Source organism: Paenibacillus sp. OAS669 (genome assembly GCF_014873645.1).
Taxonomy (GTDB): domain Bacteria; phylum Bacillota; class Bacilli; order Paenibacillales; family NBRC-103111; genus Paenibacillus_S; species Paenibacillus_S vulneris.
The window spans coordinates 364013-381681 of sequence record NZ_JADBDR010000007.1 but is presented as its reverse complement, the minus strand read 5'-3'; the positions used below and the strand labels follow the sequence as shown (position 1 = coordinate 381681).

Here is a 17669-nt window from a genome sequence, read left to right as displayed (position 1 = left end):
TCTATAGAGTAGCATAATTCGGCTCACATGAACATTTTTTTAAGCGGATATTCCATCCGCTTTGTTTGCTGTACGCTTTTTTCCTTGCTTGCACATAAAAAAAACGGCACAGGGCTTTTCCCACGCCGTTTTAGATTCCATTTTTTATTCCCAGTCTTGTCTCTAAACGTAACTTAATGATATTGGCCTCTTGGGCCTCGCTTTTTTGGTTTTATAGACTTCTATGCCGTCGTGGCAGAAGCACCACTGATTTTGTTCATACTGCTATTATGGCATTGCTATCGTTCTAAATTTTTGGGATCACTACTAAAGAAAGTACCTGAAACAGAATCCAAGGTTCAGGTAATAACTCATTTCATTTTCTCTGCGACCGATTTTAGTTTTTGCTCCATAGATGCCTTTTTATCCCGCCGGTCATCGATTTTGATGGACGTAGATACACGTTCAGCACCGTGGCTGAAAGGAACCTCATGAAGGCGGTGGATAACGGTCATCAAATCGTCGAGCTCCCCTTCGATAATGGTGCTCATCGAGGTCATTTCGTAATGAATAGGTTCGCTGGCCTGTTCCAGAACCTTTTGAATATCCGCAACATATTGACTTAAGCTGGTCGTTGCAGTGCCTATGGGGATAATGGTTAATTCAACAATAGCCATGAAAGCTTCCTCCATTGATTGAAAATTAGGTTTGTCTCTCATTGTATCGCTTATGTCAGGAAGCATCAAATAAAAACCTCTTTCCCCCGGATGGAGGCAAGAGGCTTCTTACAGCTCCAAGCGGGCAGCTTGGTTGCGGATGTAATCTGCGGTTCGCGCCGCTAGAGCCATTACGGTATTCGTCGGGTTCCCCGCCCCGGAGGTAACGAATATGCTGGCGTCGCAGACAAAGAGATTTGAAATATCATGGGTTTGGCCAAACGAATTCACAACCGATTCCTGCGGGTCGTTGCCCATCCGGCAGCCTCCCATCAAATGAGCGGTATCGGAAACGGTCATTTCAGGCAGACCTCCTGCCGCTTCTAAAATATCCTTCATCTTCTGAACTGCGTGTTGGATGAGCCGTTGATCATTTTCGCCATAGCTGAAGGTGACCTTGGCTCTTGGGAGCCCGTATGAGTCCAGCTCATCGCTTAAGGTTACACGGTTGTCCGGATGGGGAAGCACTTCGCCGACCATGGTGGCTCGGCCGTAATAATTATAATCAAGCATGATTTGGCGCAGCCGTGATCCCCAAACCGGAGTGCTCGATGATTGAGTGACGCCTTGAGCGAAGCTGACCGGTCTCGCCCCGTGAGAGTGAAGCGTGTAGCCTCTGACGAAGTCATGATCAGGCGATGTTTCATAAAAGTCCTGCGTACTGGCCAAGACCGGGGTTCCTTTGTACAGCCGGATATCCTCCTTGAACTTTGCATACACGTCATGGCTGCTATGGGTCATAATAGCTTTGCCCACCCAACCGCTGCTATTGGCCAGGCCATCGGGAAACCGGCTGTTTGCAGAATTCAAAAGAAGCCGCGGCGTCTCCACTACATAGGCCGAGAGGATGACCAGTTTCGCCTTTTGCTCATACGTTACCCCGTTATGAATAAACGTAACGCCTGCCGCTTTTCCGTCGGGCTTCATCAGGACTTGGGTCACCATGCAATCGGCGAGCACCTCGGCGCCGGCACGGATCGCTTTGGGAATATGTACGATGAGAGTGCTGAATTTGGCGTTCGGCATACATCCTTGGTTGCAAAAGCCGCGATTGATGCAAGGCGGTCTGTCCTCAAACGGCGCTGAAAGAATAGCCAGAGGGGTAACCGTAGAACGGATGCCCAGCTTTTCACACCCTTTTTGGAACATGAAAGCGTTGGGGCTTAATCTATCCCGTTCGGGATAAGGGTAAGGTCCGTGAAAATTCCCCCATGGAAAATGTCTGGGACCGGCCACTGCAATTTCCTTTTCGATCTTGTCGTAATAAGGCGCCAGATCTTCATAACGGATGGGCCAATCTTCCGCTACGCCGTCTCGCGTTCGGGCCAGGAAGTCTGTATCGTGGAACCTTAGGAACACACCTGTAAAATGGACGGTCCCCCCTCCGACCCCTCTGCCCGAGTTATTATGTCCCATCTGCAGCGGGTTATCGCCTGCGACGATTCGGGTATCCTGCCAGCCAAGCCGCTGCATGGACAGCTCGTCACTGGCAAAGTCATGCTGCGGATCAAGGAAAGGCCCGGCATCCAGCACGACTACACTCATTCCGGCTTCGCTGAGCTCCTTGGCCAGCACGCCTCCGGCAGCTCCGGCACCGACGATGACAACATCGACTTCTTGTCCTTCATATTTACGCTTCATTTTTGGGCTTCGCCTCCCATGGGTCCAGCTGCCCGGGATGCATACGTACGTATCCCCGAGGATAAGCGGGTCCTCCATACCCAATATCCGACCAAACACGGGGGTGGGAATAATAGGCTTCCGTAGTCAAGCGCAGCAGCTTCTGAAAAAAAACGCTTTGAGGAATAGTCTTCCATGTATCGTGCGGCAAGGCGTCATTTTCACTGATGGAGGTCATGATCTGAAGCTGCCGTTCGGTATCCAAATGAAAGAATCGTTCCGTATAAAGAATCTGGCAAGAGTCATCAAGCCCCCCCAGTCCCGCTCTAATGAGCGCCGCAGCGTGGGGAACGTCAGATTTACGTTCGCTTTCTATGCCTGCTGATAAGGTATGGTCGATATGCTCAATGACATACTGTATGATTTCTCCTCTTGCGTCATCCATAAGAAGGGAGCACCAGCTTCGGAGTATTTCCGCTTCGGTTACGGACAAAAACAGATAGTCCCCGCCGGTATGAAGCCTTTCATTGACAATGGTGCGGGTATGCTGATCCCATTCGTGCTGTGCGGACATGACGTCGTACGTAGGGTAACGGCTTAGGTTCGGGTTCATACAAGCTACCTCCAATACATGACTAGTAGGCCAAGAGCACACATGGCGATAAACAAAACGGGCAGAATGACGGGAGGACCGGCCAGGAAGTTGCGCATTTTATACCCTCCGACTCTGACACCGACACCGTGAAAATGAAAATAGAAGCCTACGGTACCGATGACAACACCCACCCACATCAGAAGGGTAAACAGGTAGAAAAGCCACTCCAGCCGGACAAGGGCAAGCACAATACCGGCGAGACTGAATATAGGGGCGGAGATAACAGGCAGCCACATGGATTTGTGATGGAAATTTTGCCGGTAATGGGACAGGGTTACTTGAGCGCCGATTGCTATAAAGGCAATCCCGACAAATAAAATGACCATGCGGTCCAATGTCCAGTAGGTCCAATGCTGCAATGGGGCTTCCTCCATTCGTCATACGGTTAGTTTTTTAGGCAGTTGAGGGTAGGTTAGAGAGCCGTACGGCATTAGGGCAATGGATTTGCCTTGTCCGGAAATCGATTCGTTAAAAGCGGCTTGTAAATCGTCCACAGGCAAGAGGCCCAGCAGATTTACAATAGGACGGGGCAGCGCCGAATAAAGGTAAACGCGCTGTTTGGTCAAAACCTCGTCCAAATGAAGGATTTTATGAGCGCCCAGCTGAAACTCCCGCTTCAGTTGATCTACCATGGTTTGGCGGTCCTTCATCGTCTCTACCCAGAATTGAAAGATGCCGTTCCCGAACATTTCCGGGCATTCCGCCGCCATAATAATCGTTCCGCCCGTTCTCGTTAGAGCCGATGCATTACGAAGCGCCTTGATGGCTTGATACAGCTGGAGATCTTTGGGATGCCCGCCTGGAGAGACCACCGTAAGGTCGTAGGTTTGCTTAACAGGGACCACGAAACGGGATGCAGCTTGGCTGATTAACGCTTTGTGTGCTGCCGTAATGTGGCCTGCTGCGGCCTCCAGCACATGCTTCTCATGGTCGACAACGACATTAAGCATAAAATCGACCGTAATAAAGCGGAGTGCTTCCTCCATATCTTGATGAATCGGATTGTCAGGATGACCTGGAACTGCCTTGAATTGCTGCGATAAGCTATGGTTATGCTCAATGCAACTTCTGGAGGCGATTCCCGGTACGACGGCTTTGATTCCGCCCGATATTCCCGCCAAAGCGTGCGGCTCCATATTACCGGTTGCGATTCGAAGATCGGCCTTGACGGCCAGCCGGTTGATTTCAATCGGCGTCCCGAAGGAGGTGGTTCCAAGTCGAATACAGTCCTCGGCTGCGGCCGAGTGGTTGTGAACCCGGATCCGCTTGTAGACGGCCGGCCCTACGAGCTGCTCCATTTCTTCCCGCGTATGCTTCCTATGCATGCCCAGGGCAATGATAATATCAATCGATGGGTCCGGGATGCCCGCTTGGTTCAACTCCTCCAATAGCGGAGGAAGAAGCAGATGACTCGGACTAAGCCTGGTTCCGTCACTAATGATAATAACGGCGCTATGACGCCCTGCCGCAAGCTCGGAGAGCCTCGGTGACCCGATGGGCTGGGACAGTGCTTGAAGAATCCGGTTCCGGGACGAAAGTTGCTTCTCCTCGGTTTGGTCTGCCCGGTACGTGATGATATCCGCCGGCAGGCCCTCGGGTACTGAAAGAGGTATGGTCGTCTTGCCATAAGGTAAATGGAAAATTGCGGCGGCCCCCTAGTCGAGATTCGAACAGTTCAATTATTACCAAACCGTACGAAAATATCCTGCGAAACCGATACTATTTTCAGTCAACTGATTGGGTTGTGACTTGCTTTGGGAGGGGGATAAGCAGGCTTTGCGGATGCCGGGGATCGGTGAAGCAATTTTGGTTTTATGCTGTGCTTTTTTTTGCTATGATGAAGGTATATAGATAAATACACTTACGTTGGGAGTTCGGGTATGGACTGGGAACCGTTAAGGCAGCAGCTTGAACAAATATTTGATGCACCCGTAAGGTTGACAAGATGGACATGGGAGCAATGGCTCCGTGAGGCGGATACAGAGGCTCTCGGCAAAGGAGCGCCGCCCAAAAGCTTGCAGAAGGAACAGCAGCTCATCTTTTTGCTGAATAAGGATCATGCGGATGCCATCGTGCTAAGCATTGAAGCGAACCGGGTGAATCAGGCGGAGCGCCGGCTGATCGAGCTGATGCTGGAGTCTAACCGGATGCAGGAGAAGAAGCCGGTCCTTTCTATCAGCGAAGAAGAGCGCAGGGCAGGAATGGTCCGCGACTGGTTCAAGCAGCAGCAGGATTTGGGCTTGACCAATGCAGAGATGCCGGACACGCTGGTATCGCAATTATCTTTATACTCTACTAAAATTCCGCTTCTGCTGTACGGGGACTATTCACAGTCCAGGAGAGTCAGCTACCAGGAGCTCAAGAAGCTGCTGGAGTCGTTCTTTGATTCGGAGATCGTGCTTATTCCGTTAATGGACAAGGAATGGCTTATTCTCGGTTCGGAAAAAATGCTGACGATGGATACCAGCGACGAACGGGATTATGGCGAGGAGGATAGCCTGGAGGATACACTCGCCGCTATCGGTTACGGCCTCCATGAAATGCTCGAAAACGAATGGGTCGGCGACTGCCACCTGGCCATTCACTATCCGATTATGCCGTCCAAATCTCTCTACGCTACGGTGCTGCAGCTAAGAGAAACGATGATGCTCGGCCGTACTTACCACATGGGCAGTAATATGCATCTTCCATGGATGCTGCAGCTGGAGAAGCTGATTAACCTGATCCCCGAAGGGGAGAAGGCGAGCTTCCTCGAACGCGTGCTGAAGCGGCTGGATGCGGTTCTCGATGCGGAGACGATGACGACGCTGGAGCAGTTTTTTCAATTGGACTGCAATGTCAGCGAAACGGCCAAGAAGCTCTATATTCACCGGAATACGTTATTATATCGATTGGACAAGTTCAAGCAGGAGACTGGACTGGATGTCCGGACCTTTAACGACGCGGTTTTGGTCAAGATCGCATTGCTATTGTACAAAGTAACGAAAAGAAAGTGATTTTTTTGTGAAGATTGTGCATAGTCACAAAACCATTCCTACGGTAAGATAACAATATAACTTGATACTAAAATTCGTAGGGGGAATAAACCATGGCAGGTGTACGTTTAAACCACATCGTTAAAAGATACGCAGGTGCTGAAGAAGCGACAGTGAAAGATTTCCATCTTGAAATCAAAGATAAAGAGTTCTTGGTTCTTGTAGGCGCATCCGGTTGCGGTAAGTCCACAACTCTTCGTATGATTGCAGGTTTGGAAGAGATCACTGAAGGCGAACTTTACATTGGCGACCGTTTGGTAAACGATGTTGCACCTAAAGACCGCGACATCGCGATGGTATTCCAATCTTACGCTTTGTATCCACATATGAACGTGTATCAAAACATGGCTTTCGGTTTGAAGCTTCGTAAGTTCAAAAAAGCCGACATCGAAGCTCGCGTACGCGAAGCTGCAAAAATTCTTGACATCGAGCATTTGCTGGATCGTAAGCCAAAAGCTCTTTCCGGTGGTCAACGTCAGCGGGTTGCCTTGGGCCGTGCGATCGTTCGTGAACCGCAAGTGTTCTTGATGGATGAGCCGTTGTCCAACCTGGATGCTAAATTGCGCGTACAGATGCGTGCTGAAATCGGCAAATTGCACAAACGCCTTGAAACAACTATTATCTACGTAACGCATGACCAAACAGAAGCTATGACCATGGGCGATCGTATCGTCGTTATGGATAAAGGGATCATTCAACAAGCGGCTACACCGGAAGAAATTTACAACTTCCCGTTGAATATGTTCGTTGCAGGCTTCATCGGATCTCCATCCATGAACTTTGTTCCTGGTTCTTTGGCGGAGCAAGGCGGCAGCGTCTACTTCAAAGCTAACGGCGTTAGCGTCGAAGTTCCAGAAGGCAAAGCAAAATTGCTTCGCGAAAAAGGCTACATCGGTAAAGAAGTGGTTATGGGTGTTCGTCCAGAGGATTTCCATGAAGAGCCGGTATTCCTGGAAGCTTCCCCTAACACTATCGTGAACGCTCACATCGAGGTTTCCGAGAATTTGGGTCACGAAATGCTATTGCACTTGAACGGCATTGGCAAAAACAGCGTCGTAGCTCGTGTTGACGGCCGTGCAAGCGTCAAAGAAGGCACAAACGTGAAGTTGGCGATCGATATGAACAAAGTTCACTTCTTCGATCCACAAACTACTTTGTCTATCCTTGTAAACAACTAATTGATATAAACTGAGGACCAGTCGTAATGGCTGGTCCTTTTTTGGTATTGCTTGTCGTTTGCCAGGACCCCCGCAAAGGATCGGCCGAAGGATGCAAAGGGCACAAAAAAAGCCCCCTTGCAGAGCAAGAGGAGCTAATTAGGGAGCCTTAAAGCGAAGGCTCATTCTCTAGGCTAAGTGGAGCAGATGCACCATCGCAAAGCCTAATCCGGATAGCAATACGGAGCCGATAAGCCCTGCGGCGAAGGACTTCATGCCCAGTCGGCGGAATGCGGCAAGATCGACACCCAGACCGAGTCCGGCCATGGCCATTGCGATAAGCATATAAGCAGCCGTAACCAGAGCGCTTGCTGCAGCTTCCGTAACGATACTAAGCGAATGGATCCCGCTAACAATGAGGAACCCGAGAATGAACCAGGGAATCGGGATGGATTTCCACGAGGCTGGGGCTGAACCCGTCCCTTCCTTGCGCTGGGAACGATTGGCCCAAATGCCGATGACAATGGCTACAGGAACAAGAAGCGCGACACGGGTGAGCTTAACGATAACCGCCATATCTACCGCATCGTTCCCCCCCGGCGCAGCGGCGGCAATAACGTGGGCAATTTCGTGAAGGGTAGCTCCTGAGAACACTCCGTAACCCAGAGGGGAAAGACCCAGCACAGGGAACAGGAACGTATAGAGCAGAGTAAATATCGTACCCAGAATAGCTACGATGGCAGCGCCTATGGCCGTTTCTTCATCTCTGGCTTTAATTTGAGGCGCTATGGCGACGACGGCGGCAGCCCCGCAAATTGCGGTTCCGCAGGCCGTCAAAATGCCCAGCCCTTTTTCTACCTTAAACAGACGGGTCAGTCCATAGACGACACTCAGCGTAAACACGATGACGATAACGGCCAGTACAAATACTTTCGGTCCGGCGTGAACAATATCCACCAGGTTGAGACGCATCCCCAGGAGGATTATGCCTAGCCTGAGCAGCTTTTTGCTGGAAAACTGGGTTCCTGCAGCAGCCCTGGCCGGCACGCCAATGGATGCCCTCCAAATGATGCCTAGTAATATGGCAATGACCAGCTGACCCATAATGCTCAGGAACGGAAAGCCGGACAAATATTTCGCAGCCAATGCAATCAGCAAGGTTAAAGCGATGCCTATGAGGAAACCGACCCACGGTTTGCTTTGTTTTTGCGAGGAAAGCGCCTGTGCTTGACTCATGGTACTATCGACTCCTTTTTCTTTAACTTGCCTCTAACTATAAGATGAGCAGAATGAAAAGTGAAATACCGATATGCTATGCGTAGGATTAGTTATTGTTATGCTTCAAGCGCGGACTATACGGGATTGTTCCGTTGGAATGAAAAGGATACAATGGGGATTACAGCAGGATTAGCTTTGCAGGCAGGGCAGACAGCGAAGGAGCAGGTTATGATTGTAGATACATTAAGAGTGTTCGTCATGGTAGTAGAACAGAGCCATTTCTCACGGGCCGCTGAAATGCTGAATCTTTCTCAGCCAGGGGTCAGTCTGCATATACGCAATTTGGAAAATGAATTCGGCGCCAAGCTTGTTCACCGCTCCTCCAAACAGGTAAAGGTTACGGAAGCGGGGGAGATATTGTATCAACAGGCCAAGCAAATGCTGGCCCTCTATGATTCGGCGAAGGAAGCCATACGCCAATTGCGCGATGAGGTGGCCGGAACGTTGAAGATAGGAGCGAGCCTGACGATCGGGGAATATGTGCTGCCCCGGTTTTTGGCGGAATTCACAGCTCAGTACCCGCAAATCGATATTAGCGTGACGATCGGGAATACCGAGGAAATTGCCCAAGCGGTTCGTTCCCATGAACTGGATATTGGTCTGGTTGAAGGGAAAGTGGAACATGCCGAAATTGAACTGCAGCCCCCTTTTATGGAAGATGAGTTGGTTCTTGTCGCTCCGGCGGACCACCCGTTATGTGCCGTGAAAAAAGCCGTCGATATCGAGATGCTCCAGGATCATGTATGGGTCTTGAGGGAACCCGGATCGGGAACAAGAGCGTTCAGCGATCAGTTCATGGAGAAATCGGGCATCAGAATGAGGCGCTCCTACGTATTCAGCAGCAGTCAAGGGGTAAAGGAAGCCGTTGTCGCAGGTCTCGGGGTTGCCATGCTGTCCAGGCTTGTCGTACGCAAGGAGCTGGAGACAGGGGAATTATGCAGCATTCCGGTGAAACAGACCCGGCTGCTCCGGGATTTTAGGCTTCTGCAGGACAAAAGGTCGGCCGTAGAAACGATGGCAGCCAAAATGTTTATTCAAAAGCTTAGACAATTTCAAGGATAGCAGCGTTAAATCTTCCATAGATGAAATCCCAAAGCTTGTTGATTTATGCTTGTATTTTTTATACGATGGGATTATTGGGAAAACGAAGGAGACGGAACAAAGATGCCTAGAAAAGTAAAAGTATCTGACTTGGTTGAAGAGTTTCACCTCGAAGTGATTTGCGGTGAGGGCGGTCTTAAACGTCCCATTACTGTCGCTGACTTATATCGCCCCGGGCTGGTTATGGCGGGCTTTTACGAATTCCATCCGACAGAACGGGTGCAGATTCTCGGGAAAACGGAGCTGACCTTCTTTGACGGTTTAACTTCGGATGACCGAATGACCCGGATGAGAAAGCTGTGCGAGCCGGAGGATACACCTTGTATTTTGATCAGCCGCGGGCTGGATGTTCCAATCGAGCTATTGGCTGCTGCCAATGATTGCAATATTCCGGTGCTTCGTACCAAAGTGTCGACCACCATCCTGGCAAGCCGCATTACGGGGTTTCTGGAAAATAAATTGGCCCCTTCTACAACGATTCACGGCGTTCTTGTAGACGTTTACGGTATCGGGATGCTGATTTCCGGCAGCAGCGGTATCGGTAAGAGCGAAACGGCTCTGGAGCTTGTTAAGCGGGGACATCGTTTGATTGCGGACGATGCGGTAGAAATTCGCCAGACGGCGGACCATGTACTTAACGGAAATGCGCCTGAGCTGATCCGCCATCTGCTTGAAATCCGCGGTGTCGGTATTATTAACGTTATGACCCTGTTCGGCGCAGGGGCGGTTCGTAACGTGAAGAAGATCTCCGTTGTTGTCAAGCTGGAGACTTGGCAGCAGGAGAAGCAATACGATCGTCTTGGTCTGGATGAGGAAACGACCCGCATTATTGACACCGACGTTCCTCTGGTTACCATTCCGGTTCGTCCGGGACGTAACCTGGCGGTCATTATTGAAGTGGCGGCGATGAACTTCCGTCTGAAACGGATGGGCTATAACGCAGCGCTTCAGTTCACGAACAAGCTGACCGAATCGTTGTCGGAAGATATCGACGATATGGAATAATTAGAATGCTGAGTCATTCTTATGAAGGAGGAGCAACATGCTGCTGGCAATTAATCCTATCGCGTTCGGCATAGGATCTCTGCAGGTACATTGGTACGGGATTATTCTGGGTACGGCGGCTCTCGTCGGACTTCTGTTGGCTATTCAGGAAGGCAAACGGTTCGGAATGAATCCGGATTTTTTCATGGATTTGGTGCTGATAGGCGTTCCTTCAGCCATTATCGGGGCCCGGATTTATTATGTAGCGTTCAAATGGGAAGATTACAGAGATAATTTATCGGAAATTATTAAAGTATGGCATGGCGGGATCGCCATATATGGTGCTCTGATAGGAGCGATCATAGCAGCCCTTATTTATGTCCGGAGAAAAGGATACTCGTTCTGGCGCATTGCCGATATTTGCGCTCCCGGGTTAATCGTCGGACAAGCGATCGGACGCTGGGGCAACTTTATGAACCAGGAAGCTCACGGCGGGCCTGTCAGCGAGACTTTCTTGAGGAACTCGCTTCATCTGCCGGATTTCATTGTGAATCAAATGTTCATTGACGGACAGTTCTACCACCCTACTTTCTTGTATGAGTCACTATGGAATATTGTAGGGCTGGTGTTGCTCCTTATCCTGCGCAGAAGGTCTTTCCTGCGTGCGGGGGAGTTGTTTATGAGCTATTTCATCTGGTATTCCATCGGCCGTTTCTTCGTGGAAGGCCTGAGAACGGATAGTCTGGACTTCACGGGTCCGGAATGGCTGGCTTCTTTGATGAACGGTTTGTGGGCGCCGATGACATGGATGGGCTTCGAGCCCGGATACATGACGTACGGCGGCAATGTTAGAATTTCGCAGCTATTGGCCGTGCTGATTGTTATTGCAGCCTTCATTCTGATGTTCGTTCGCAGAAAGACCGGGGCGGCATTGGCCCGCTATTCCGATCCTATCGAGCGAGTGAAGGGAAAGGATACTCAAGAGCATCCGTCTGGCGGCCCTAAGGATACTGTGGAATCATCCGCTTCCGCTAAGCCGTCGGACCCTACCACAGACCATTAAGAGAGAGCCGAAACTCTCTCTACCCGAACAGCATGATAAAGGAGCTTAATTTATGATTCATACGATGTTATTTGACCTCGATGGAACGATACTCGATACGAATGAGCTGATCATTCAATCGTTTTTGCATACGTTTGAAGGCGTAACGAAAGAGCCGGTTACCCGCGAGCACATTATTCCCAATATGGGAAGGCCGCTTGTAGAGCAAATGCAGTTCTTCTCCGGTAGAGATACGGTGGATGACCTGGTTCAGAAATACCGGAAGTTCAACGTCGAGAAGCATGACGAACTGGTAAAGGAATTCCCGCATGTTCGCGATACGCTTGCACGTCTGCATGCCGCGGGCATCAAACTGGGCGTCGTGACGAGCAAAGTAAGGCTGACTACGGAGATGGGCTTGAAGCTTTGCGGCATTTACGATTATTTCGGTGCGATTGTAACAGTAGATGAAGTGCAGCGCGCGAAGCCGGATCCGGAAGGAATACGCAAGGCGTTGAAGGAGCTTGGCTCCGATACGTCGGGAGCGTTAATGGTCGGTGACAGCCACTATGATCTAGAGGCCGCTCATAATGCGGGAATCCCTGCTGTAGGCGTTGCCTGGTCCTTGAAGGGAATCCCTTATTTAAAGCAATATAATCCGACCTATATTATTGACGATATAAGAGAACTGCTTCCTATTGCAGGAATCGAGGAGAGTTCGCTTGAGACAAACAGATAGATTTTCGGTGGAAGGACCGAATTCATTATGGCAAATGTACAGGACCGTCAGCTTTTGGAAGGCGGTCCGCAATTTTATATTTATCCAATTGACGCGGTATGCACCCTTCTTGTCCTTTAAGCGCTGGATTTACCGCCATGTGCTTGGGATGAAGGTGGGGGAGCATACCTCCTTTGCGTTAATGGTTATGGTGGATGTATTCTTCCCTGAACGAATCGAGGTCGGCAGCAATTCTATTATCGGATACAATACTACGATATTGACGCATGAATACTTGATTAAAGAATACCGGATAGGCACCGTGCGTATCGGGTCGAACGTAATGATCGGAGCGAACACGACAATACTGCCGGGGGTCACAATCGGTGACCATGCGGTGATTGGGGCGGGATCCGTCGTTCATAAGGATGTAGCGGCGTACAGCTTTGTCGCGGGAAATCCGCTGCGCGTGATCCGCGAAGATGTGAGAGAGGGACAATCTACAGAGGGGACGGGGAACAAGAATGAAGTTTAGACCATGTATTGATCTTCATCAGGGGAAAGTGAAGCAAATTGTAGGGGAAACGCTGAATGCAGGTCAGCAGGGCGTCGTTGAAAATTTCGTATCCGAGCATGATTCCGCTTACTATGCCGAAATGTTCAAGCAGGATCGGCTGTTAGGCGGACATGTCATCATGCTGGGCGGCGGCAATGAAGAAGCGGCTGTGAAAGCGCTGCGCCAGTATGAAGGAGGGCTCCAGATCGGAGGCGGCATCACATCGGACAATGCGGCTTATTATTTGGAGCAGGGAGCATCGCATGTTATCGTCACCTCCTACATTTTCCGGGACGGAGAGTTGAATACCGGCAACCTGAACAGCATCGTGTCAGAGGTCGGGAAAGACCGGTTAGTGATCGATTTAAGCTGTAAGGAAAAAGACGGCAAATGGTACGTGGTCACCAACCAGTGGAAGACGTTCAGTAATTTTGAAGTGAGTCCGGATAATATCCGTTATTTGGAGCAGTTTTGTGATGAATTCCTCGTTCACGCGGTGGATGTAGAGGGCAAGCAGTCCGGCATTCAGCAAAGTCTGGTCCGTCATCTAGCCGAATGCGTGTCGATCCCTACGACGTATGCGGGGGGAGCAAGGTCTATGGAGGATATGGAGCTGTTCCGGTCGCTTTGTGATGGAAAGCTGGATCTTACTATAGGCAGCGCATTGGATATCTTCGGGGGGAAGCTGTCCTACAAAGATGTAGTGGCTTATTCCAATAAGCAATAATTCATATCCCATGTCCGGAGTAAGCCGGTTCCGCTGAATGACAGACGGTTGTGGTTTGGCATTGTCCCGCTTCATCATGTATAAGGTAGTTCGCCTTACGAGTAAGTACTTCTGTAAAAGTGCGCTGACAAAGGCTTTTTTCCATCAATTTTTGCTGTGTATTCATTGACGCCGCAGGTGTTCGGTGGTACACTTACGAATACATTCTTTATTTTGGTAGTATGGTAGCATATTAGCGAACTAAAGCGAATACGTTGAAAAAAGATGACTGTTACTATTAGGCGGGTGAAGATCGGTGTCGAAACCAAAAGTGTTTGAAAAACCGACCGGAGTTAAAGATTATCTTCCAGAGGCGGCAGCTAAACTCCGCTCTATTGAAACCAATGTTCTGCAATGCATGGAGCGCTGGGGTTATTCGGAAATTATTACGCCGACGCTGGAATTCTATGATACAGTAGGGGTAGCCAGCTCGACAGAGGATCGGAAGCTGTTCAAGCTGCTGGACCGTAACGGGACGACGCTGGTTATGCGTTCGGATGTAACGGCGCCGATCGCTCGGGTTGTATCCTCGTTATTGAAGGAGAAGCCTTTTCCGATCCGGCTATCCTATCATGCTAACGTATTCCGTGCTTTTGAAGCGGAAGCGGGGCGGGACGCAGAGTTTTTCCAGGCAGGCGTGGAGCTGGTAGGAGACGCTTCCTCGGAATCCGATGCGGAGGTTATTGCTCTTGCCATCGCGAGCTTACAGGCGGCGGGGGTAGAGCGCTTTAAAATCGCATTGGGTCATGTCGGCTTTTTGACCGGATTATTTAATGAAACGCTGAAAGAGAGAAGCGAAGCGCAGCAGGCATTAAAGGAATGCTTGCTCAATCGGGATTATGTAGGCTACCGGGATACGATTAAATCCCTGGGGCTTTCAGCTGACATACAGCAGGATCTGGAAGGCATTCTGCGCTTGCGCGGGGGTCAGGAAATCTGCGCTCAAGCCAAGCAGGTGGCTCGCGATCCGATGGCGCAGCAATCCATCGAGCACTTGTGCGAGGTGTGGGATGTACTGGAGGCTTACGGTGTTAGCGAGCATGTAGTCATCGATTTGACCATGATCGGAGACTTCTCCTATTATACGGGAATGACGTTCGAGGGCTACGCGGCAGATCTGGGATTTCCGGTTTGCAGCGGAGGCAGATACGACAACTTATTGACCCAATTCGGCCGTCCGGCTCCGGCAACGGGCTTTGCTCTGAAGACGAACCGGATTCTCGAGGCTGTGAGCAAACAGCCGATTATAACGCCTTCCAAGGTGCTGATTGCATATACCGCGTCTAAACGCGGGGAAGCGTTCAAGAAAGCGCACGAAATGCGTCAGCAGGGCGGTACGATGGTAGAAACGCGGTTGATCCCGGGCAGATTGAACGAGTTCCAGCCGGTACGTAAAGATGATGGAACGTTCTCCGTTAACGGAGCTATCTACCAAGACGTCATCGAGTTTGGGTAAAGGAGCATGGATATGCAGGATGTATTGAAAGTTGCGATGCCCAAAGGGCGTATATATAAGCAGGCTTCCAAGCTGTTCCGAGAAGCGGGCTTTCCGATTCAGGACGATATGGATGATTCGCGCAAGCTCATCATTCCGGTGCCGGAAGCGGGGCTGGAATTTATAATGGCCAAGCCGGTCGATGTAGCGACGTACGTGGAATATGGCGTTGCGGATATCGGCGTCGTCGGTAAGGACGTTCTGATGGAAGAGAACCGCGATGTGTATGAGCTGCTGGATCTTGGCATTGCAAGGTGCCGGATGTCCGTCATCGGTCTTCCTGATTGGAAGCCGGTACTGAATCCGAGGGTTGCCACGAAATATCCGAATGTGGCTTCGCAATATTTTCGCGAGCGCGGGCAGCAGGTGGAAGTGATCAAGCTGAACGGCTCCATCGAGCTGGCTCCGCTTATTGGGCTGGCCGACCGTATCGTGGATATGGTGGAGACCGGACAAACGCTTAGAGAGAACGGACTGGTCGAGCAGGAGGAGATCTTCTCTATCACGAGCAGGCTGATTGCCAATCGTGTCAGCTACCGGATGAAGAATGAAGCGATTCAGGTTTTGTGCGATAAGCTGCAGCAAATGATGGCAGCCTCAGGAAAAGCGTAGAGAAAGAAAATAAAGAGCTTATCTATATCATAAATGGCAATTACAAGGGCAAGGGGGAAATCGTGATGAAAATCATGCCGGCCAGCGAATTTGCGCTTCAGCGTGAAGTGGAGTACGGCTCGGAAGAGCAGAACGAGCGGGTCAAAAGCATTATTGAGAGCGTGCGCAGGGAAGGCGACGCAGCGCTCAGACGGTTCGCACAGCAATTCGATAAAATTACGGTCGATGAGCTGCGCGTGAGCGATGCAGAGATTGAGGCGGCCTACGCGAAGGTAGACGAGAGCTTCCTCACCGCGATCAGGGAAGCGGCGGATAATATTCGGCGGTTCCACGAGAAGCAGATGCGCACCTCCTGGATGGATTTGCAGCCGGATGGCAGCATCCTGGGGCAAGTGATCCGTCCGCTTCGCCGGGTAGGCCTGTATGTTCCGGGCGGAAAGGCGGCGTATCCGTCCTCCGTGCTGATGAACGCCATTCCCGCACAGGTAGCCGGAGTGCCCGAGATTGTAATGGTCACCCCACCGGCAACCGCCGGGGTCGAAGGCATCGACCCGCACATCCTGGTTGCAGCTGCGGAAGCGGGTGTCAAAGAGATTTACCGTGTCGGAGGAGCGCAGGCGGTAGCCGCTCTGGCCTACGGTACGGAGTCGATTCCGGCAGCGGATAAGATCGTGGGGCCGGGCAACATCTATGTAGCGCTGGCCAAGCGCTACGTGTTCGGTGCAGTGGACATCGACAGCATCGCCGGCCCGAGCGAGATCGTGGTGCTGGCCGATGAATCGGCCGACGCGGCCTACGTGGCGGCCGACCTGCTGTCGCAGGCGGAGCACGACGAGATGGCTTCGGCGATCCTCATCACGCCGTCCAGGCCGCTTGCCGAAGCGGTGCAGGTGGAGGTAGTGCGCCAGCTGGAGACGCTGCCGAAGAAGGACATCGCTTCTGCATCGATCCGCGATTATGGGGCGATCCTCACGGTAGACAGTCTCGAGGAGGGCGTGCGCGCCGTCAACCGGCTGGCGCCCGAGCATCTCGAGGTGCTCGTGAAGGAGCCGTTCCAGTATTTGAGCGCTATCGAAAATGCCGGCGCCATCTTCCTTGGACCGTACAGCTCAGAGCCGGTAGGCGATTATTTCGCCGGTCCAAACCATGTGCTGCCGACGAACGGCACGGCTCGTTTCTCTTCCCCATTGAATGTGGATGATTTCATGAAGAAATCGAGCGTCATTTATTATAGCAAGGATGCGCTCCTCAAGAACGGGGACAAAATTATCGCATTAGCCCGCCATGAAGGGCTCGAAGCCCACGCAAGGGCGATACAAATACGACTTGAGAAAGAAGGGGACTCCCGTGGCTGAACAACTGCAAGCGACTCGTACAGCAAGCATTGCCCGTAAAACGAATGAAACGGACATTCAACTGAACTTTAACGTGGACGGTTCCGGTGTCTCGGAAATCGAAACAGAAGTGCCGTTCCTGAACCATATGCTTGACTTGTTTACGAAGCACGGCCAATTTGACCTGCAGGTTAAGGCTATCGGAGATATCGATATCGACGACCACCATACGGTGGAGGATATCGGGATTTGCTTAGGCTCAACGCTGCGCGAAGCGCTGGGCGACAAGAAAGGGATCAAACGGTATGCCAACGTATTCATCCCGATGGATGAAGCTCTGGCCCAAGTCGTGATCGACGTGAGCAACCGTCCGCACTTCGAATACCGTGCCCAGTACCCATCCAATCAGGTCGGCAGCTTCTCGACGGAGATGGTTCAAGAATTCCTCTGGAAATTCGCATTGGAAGCCCGCATTACTCTGCATGTCATTGTCCACTACGGCCAAAACACGCATCACATGATCGAAGCGATATTCAAAGCGCTCGGCCGTGCGCTGGACGAAGCGACGAGCATCGATCCGCGCGTGAAAGGCGTGCCATCCACGAAGGGAGTGCTGTAGCC

The 17669-nt window shown here is 51.1% G+C and carries 18 protein-coding genes; 12 read left to right on the top strand and 6 right to left on the bottom strand.

Features of this window, described 5'->3' with window-relative positions:
• Window positions 1-350: 350 nt before the first annotated feature.
• The 5 genes from GGC63_RS18200 to larA form a co-directional block, all read right to left on the bottom strand.
• Window positions 351-656 (bottom strand): MTH1187 family thiamine-binding protein, encoded by a 306-nt coding sequence (locus GGC63_RS18200; RefSeq protein WP_192703473.1) that lies wholly within the window; start codon window positions 654-656, stop codon window positions 351-353.
• A gap of 108 nt (window positions 657-764) precedes the next feature.
• On the bottom strand, window positions 765-2336 hold the full coding sequence (locus tag GGC63_RS18195) for a GMC family oxidoreductase (protein ID WP_192703472.1): 1572 nt from the start codon (window positions 2334-2336) through the stop codon (window positions 765-767).
• Window positions 2326-2928 (bottom strand): gluconate 2-dehydrogenase subunit 3 family protein, encoded by a 603-nt coding sequence (locus GGC63_RS18190; protein WP_192703471.1) that lies wholly within the window; start codon window positions 2926-2928, stop codon window positions 2326-2328. The genes GGC63_RS18195 and GGC63_RS18190 overlap by 11 nt, the downstream gene beginning before the upstream one ends.
• A gap of 5 nt (window positions 2929-2933) precedes the next feature.
• Window positions 2934-3329 carry a hypothetical protein gene (locus GGC63_RS18185; protein WP_377739706.1) on the bottom strand — a complete coding sequence of 132 codons (396 nt, stop codon included), beginning with the start codon at window positions 3327-3329 and terminating at the stop codon, window positions 2934-2936.
• Window positions 3330-3347: 18 nt separating this feature from the next.
• Window positions 3348-4613, bottom strand: a complete 1266-nt coding sequence (gene larA / locus GGC63_RS18180) for a nickel-dependent lactate racemase (RefSeq protein WP_192703503.1) — start codon at window positions 4611-4613, stop codon at window positions 3348-3350.
• Between the two features lie 237 nt (window positions 4614-4850).
• On the opposite strand from larA, the gene GGC63_RS18175 reads away from it, so the two are divergent.
• Both GGC63_RS18175 and GGC63_RS18170 read left to right on the top strand, forming a co-directional pair.
• Window positions 4851-5966: a PucR family transcriptional regulator gene (locus tag GGC63_RS18175; RefSeq protein ID WP_192703470.1), complete on the top strand. Its 1116-nt coding sequence runs from the start codon at window positions 4851-4853 to the stop codon at window positions 5964-5966.
• A gap of 92 nt (window positions 5967-6058) precedes the next feature.
• A complete protein-coding gene (locus tag GGC63_RS18170) occupies window positions 6059-7183 on the top strand; it encodes an ABC transporter ATP-binding protein (RefSeq protein ID WP_192703469.1) in 1125 nt (374 codons plus the stop codon).
• Window positions 7184-7351: 168 nt separating this feature from the next.
• Here the strand turns inward: GGC63_RS18170 and GGC63_RS18165 are convergent, their stop codons facing one another.
• Window positions 7352-8398: a YeiH family protein gene (locus GGC63_RS18165; RefSeq protein ID WP_192703468.1), complete on the bottom strand. Its 1047-nt coding sequence runs from the start codon at window positions 8396-8398 to the stop codon at window positions 7352-7354.
• A 153-nt stretch (window positions 8399-8551) separates the two neighbouring features.
• On the opposite strand from GGC63_RS18165, the gene GGC63_RS18160 reads away from it, so the two are divergent.
• The 10 genes from GGC63_RS18160 (at window position 8552) to hisB (ending at window position 17667) form a co-directional block, all read left to right on the top strand.
• The gene (locus GGC63_RS18160) at window positions 8552-9502 is read left to right on the top strand and encodes a LysR family transcriptional regulator (RefSeq protein ID WP_318781077.1); all 951 of its coding nucleotides are present in this window, start codon (window positions 8552-8554) and stop codon (window positions 9500-9502) included.
• Between the two features lie 102 nt (window positions 9503-9604).
• Window positions 9605-10546 (top strand): HPr(Ser) kinase/phosphatase, encoded by a 942-nt coding sequence (gene hprK, locus GGC63_RS18155; protein WP_079914627.1) that lies wholly within the window; start codon window positions 9605-9607, stop codon window positions 10544-10546.
• A 37-nt stretch (window positions 10547-10583) separates the two neighbouring features.
• Window positions 10584-11588 (top strand): prolipoprotein diacylglyceryl transferase, encoded by a 1005-nt coding sequence (lgt, locus tag GGC63_RS18150; protein ID WP_192703467.1) that lies wholly within the window; start codon window positions 10584-10586, stop codon window positions 11586-11588.
• A 52-nt stretch (window positions 11589-11640) separates the two neighbouring features.
• Window positions 11641-12306, top strand: coding sequence for a pyrophosphatase PpaX (gene ppaX, locus GGC63_RS18145; RefSeq protein ID WP_079914629.1), 666 nt, complete (start codon window positions 11641-11643; stop codon window positions 12304-12306).
• A complete protein-coding gene (locus GGC63_RS18140; RefSeq protein WP_079914630.1) occupies window positions 12290-12820 on the top strand; it encodes an acyltransferase in 531 nt (176 codons plus the stop codon). The genes ppaX and GGC63_RS18140 overlap by 17 nt, the downstream gene beginning before the upstream one ends.
• Window positions 12810-13568 (top strand): phosphoribosylformimino-5-aminoimidazole carboxamide ribotide isomerase, encoded by a 759-nt coding sequence (hisA, locus tag GGC63_RS18135; protein ID WP_192703466.1) that lies wholly within the window; start codon window positions 12810-12812, stop codon window positions 13566-13568. The genes GGC63_RS18140 and hisA overlap by 11 nt, the downstream gene beginning before the upstream one ends.
• A 295-nt stretch (window positions 13569-13863) precedes the next feature.
• The gene (locus GGC63_RS18130) at window positions 13864-15063 is read left to right on the top strand and encodes an ATP phosphoribosyltransferase regulatory subunit (RefSeq protein WP_192703465.1); all 1200 of its coding nucleotides are present in this window, start codon (window positions 13864-13866) and stop codon (window positions 15061-15063) included.
• A 12-nt stretch (window positions 15064-15075) separates the two neighbouring features.
• Window positions 15076-15714 carry an ATP phosphoribosyltransferase gene (hisG, locus tag GGC63_RS18125; protein ID WP_079914633.1) on the top strand — a complete coding sequence of 213 codons (639 nt, stop codon included), beginning with the start codon at window positions 15076-15078 and terminating at the stop codon, window positions 15712-15714.
• 65 nt (window positions 15715-15779) lie between these two features.
• Window positions 15780-17069 carry a histidinol dehydrogenase gene (gene hisD / locus GGC63_RS18120; RefSeq protein ID WP_192703464.1) on the top strand — a complete coding sequence of 430 codons (1290 nt, stop codon included), beginning with the start codon at window positions 15780-15782 and terminating at the stop codon, window positions 17067-17069.
• Window positions 17062-17667, top strand: a complete 606-nt coding sequence (hisB, locus tag GGC63_RS18115) for an imidazoleglycerol-phosphate dehydratase HisB (RefSeq protein ID WP_318781076.1) — start codon at window positions 17062-17064, stop codon at window positions 17665-17667. The genes hisD and hisB overlap by 8 nt, the downstream gene beginning before the upstream one ends.
• Window positions 17668-17669 lie beyond the last annotated feature (2 nt).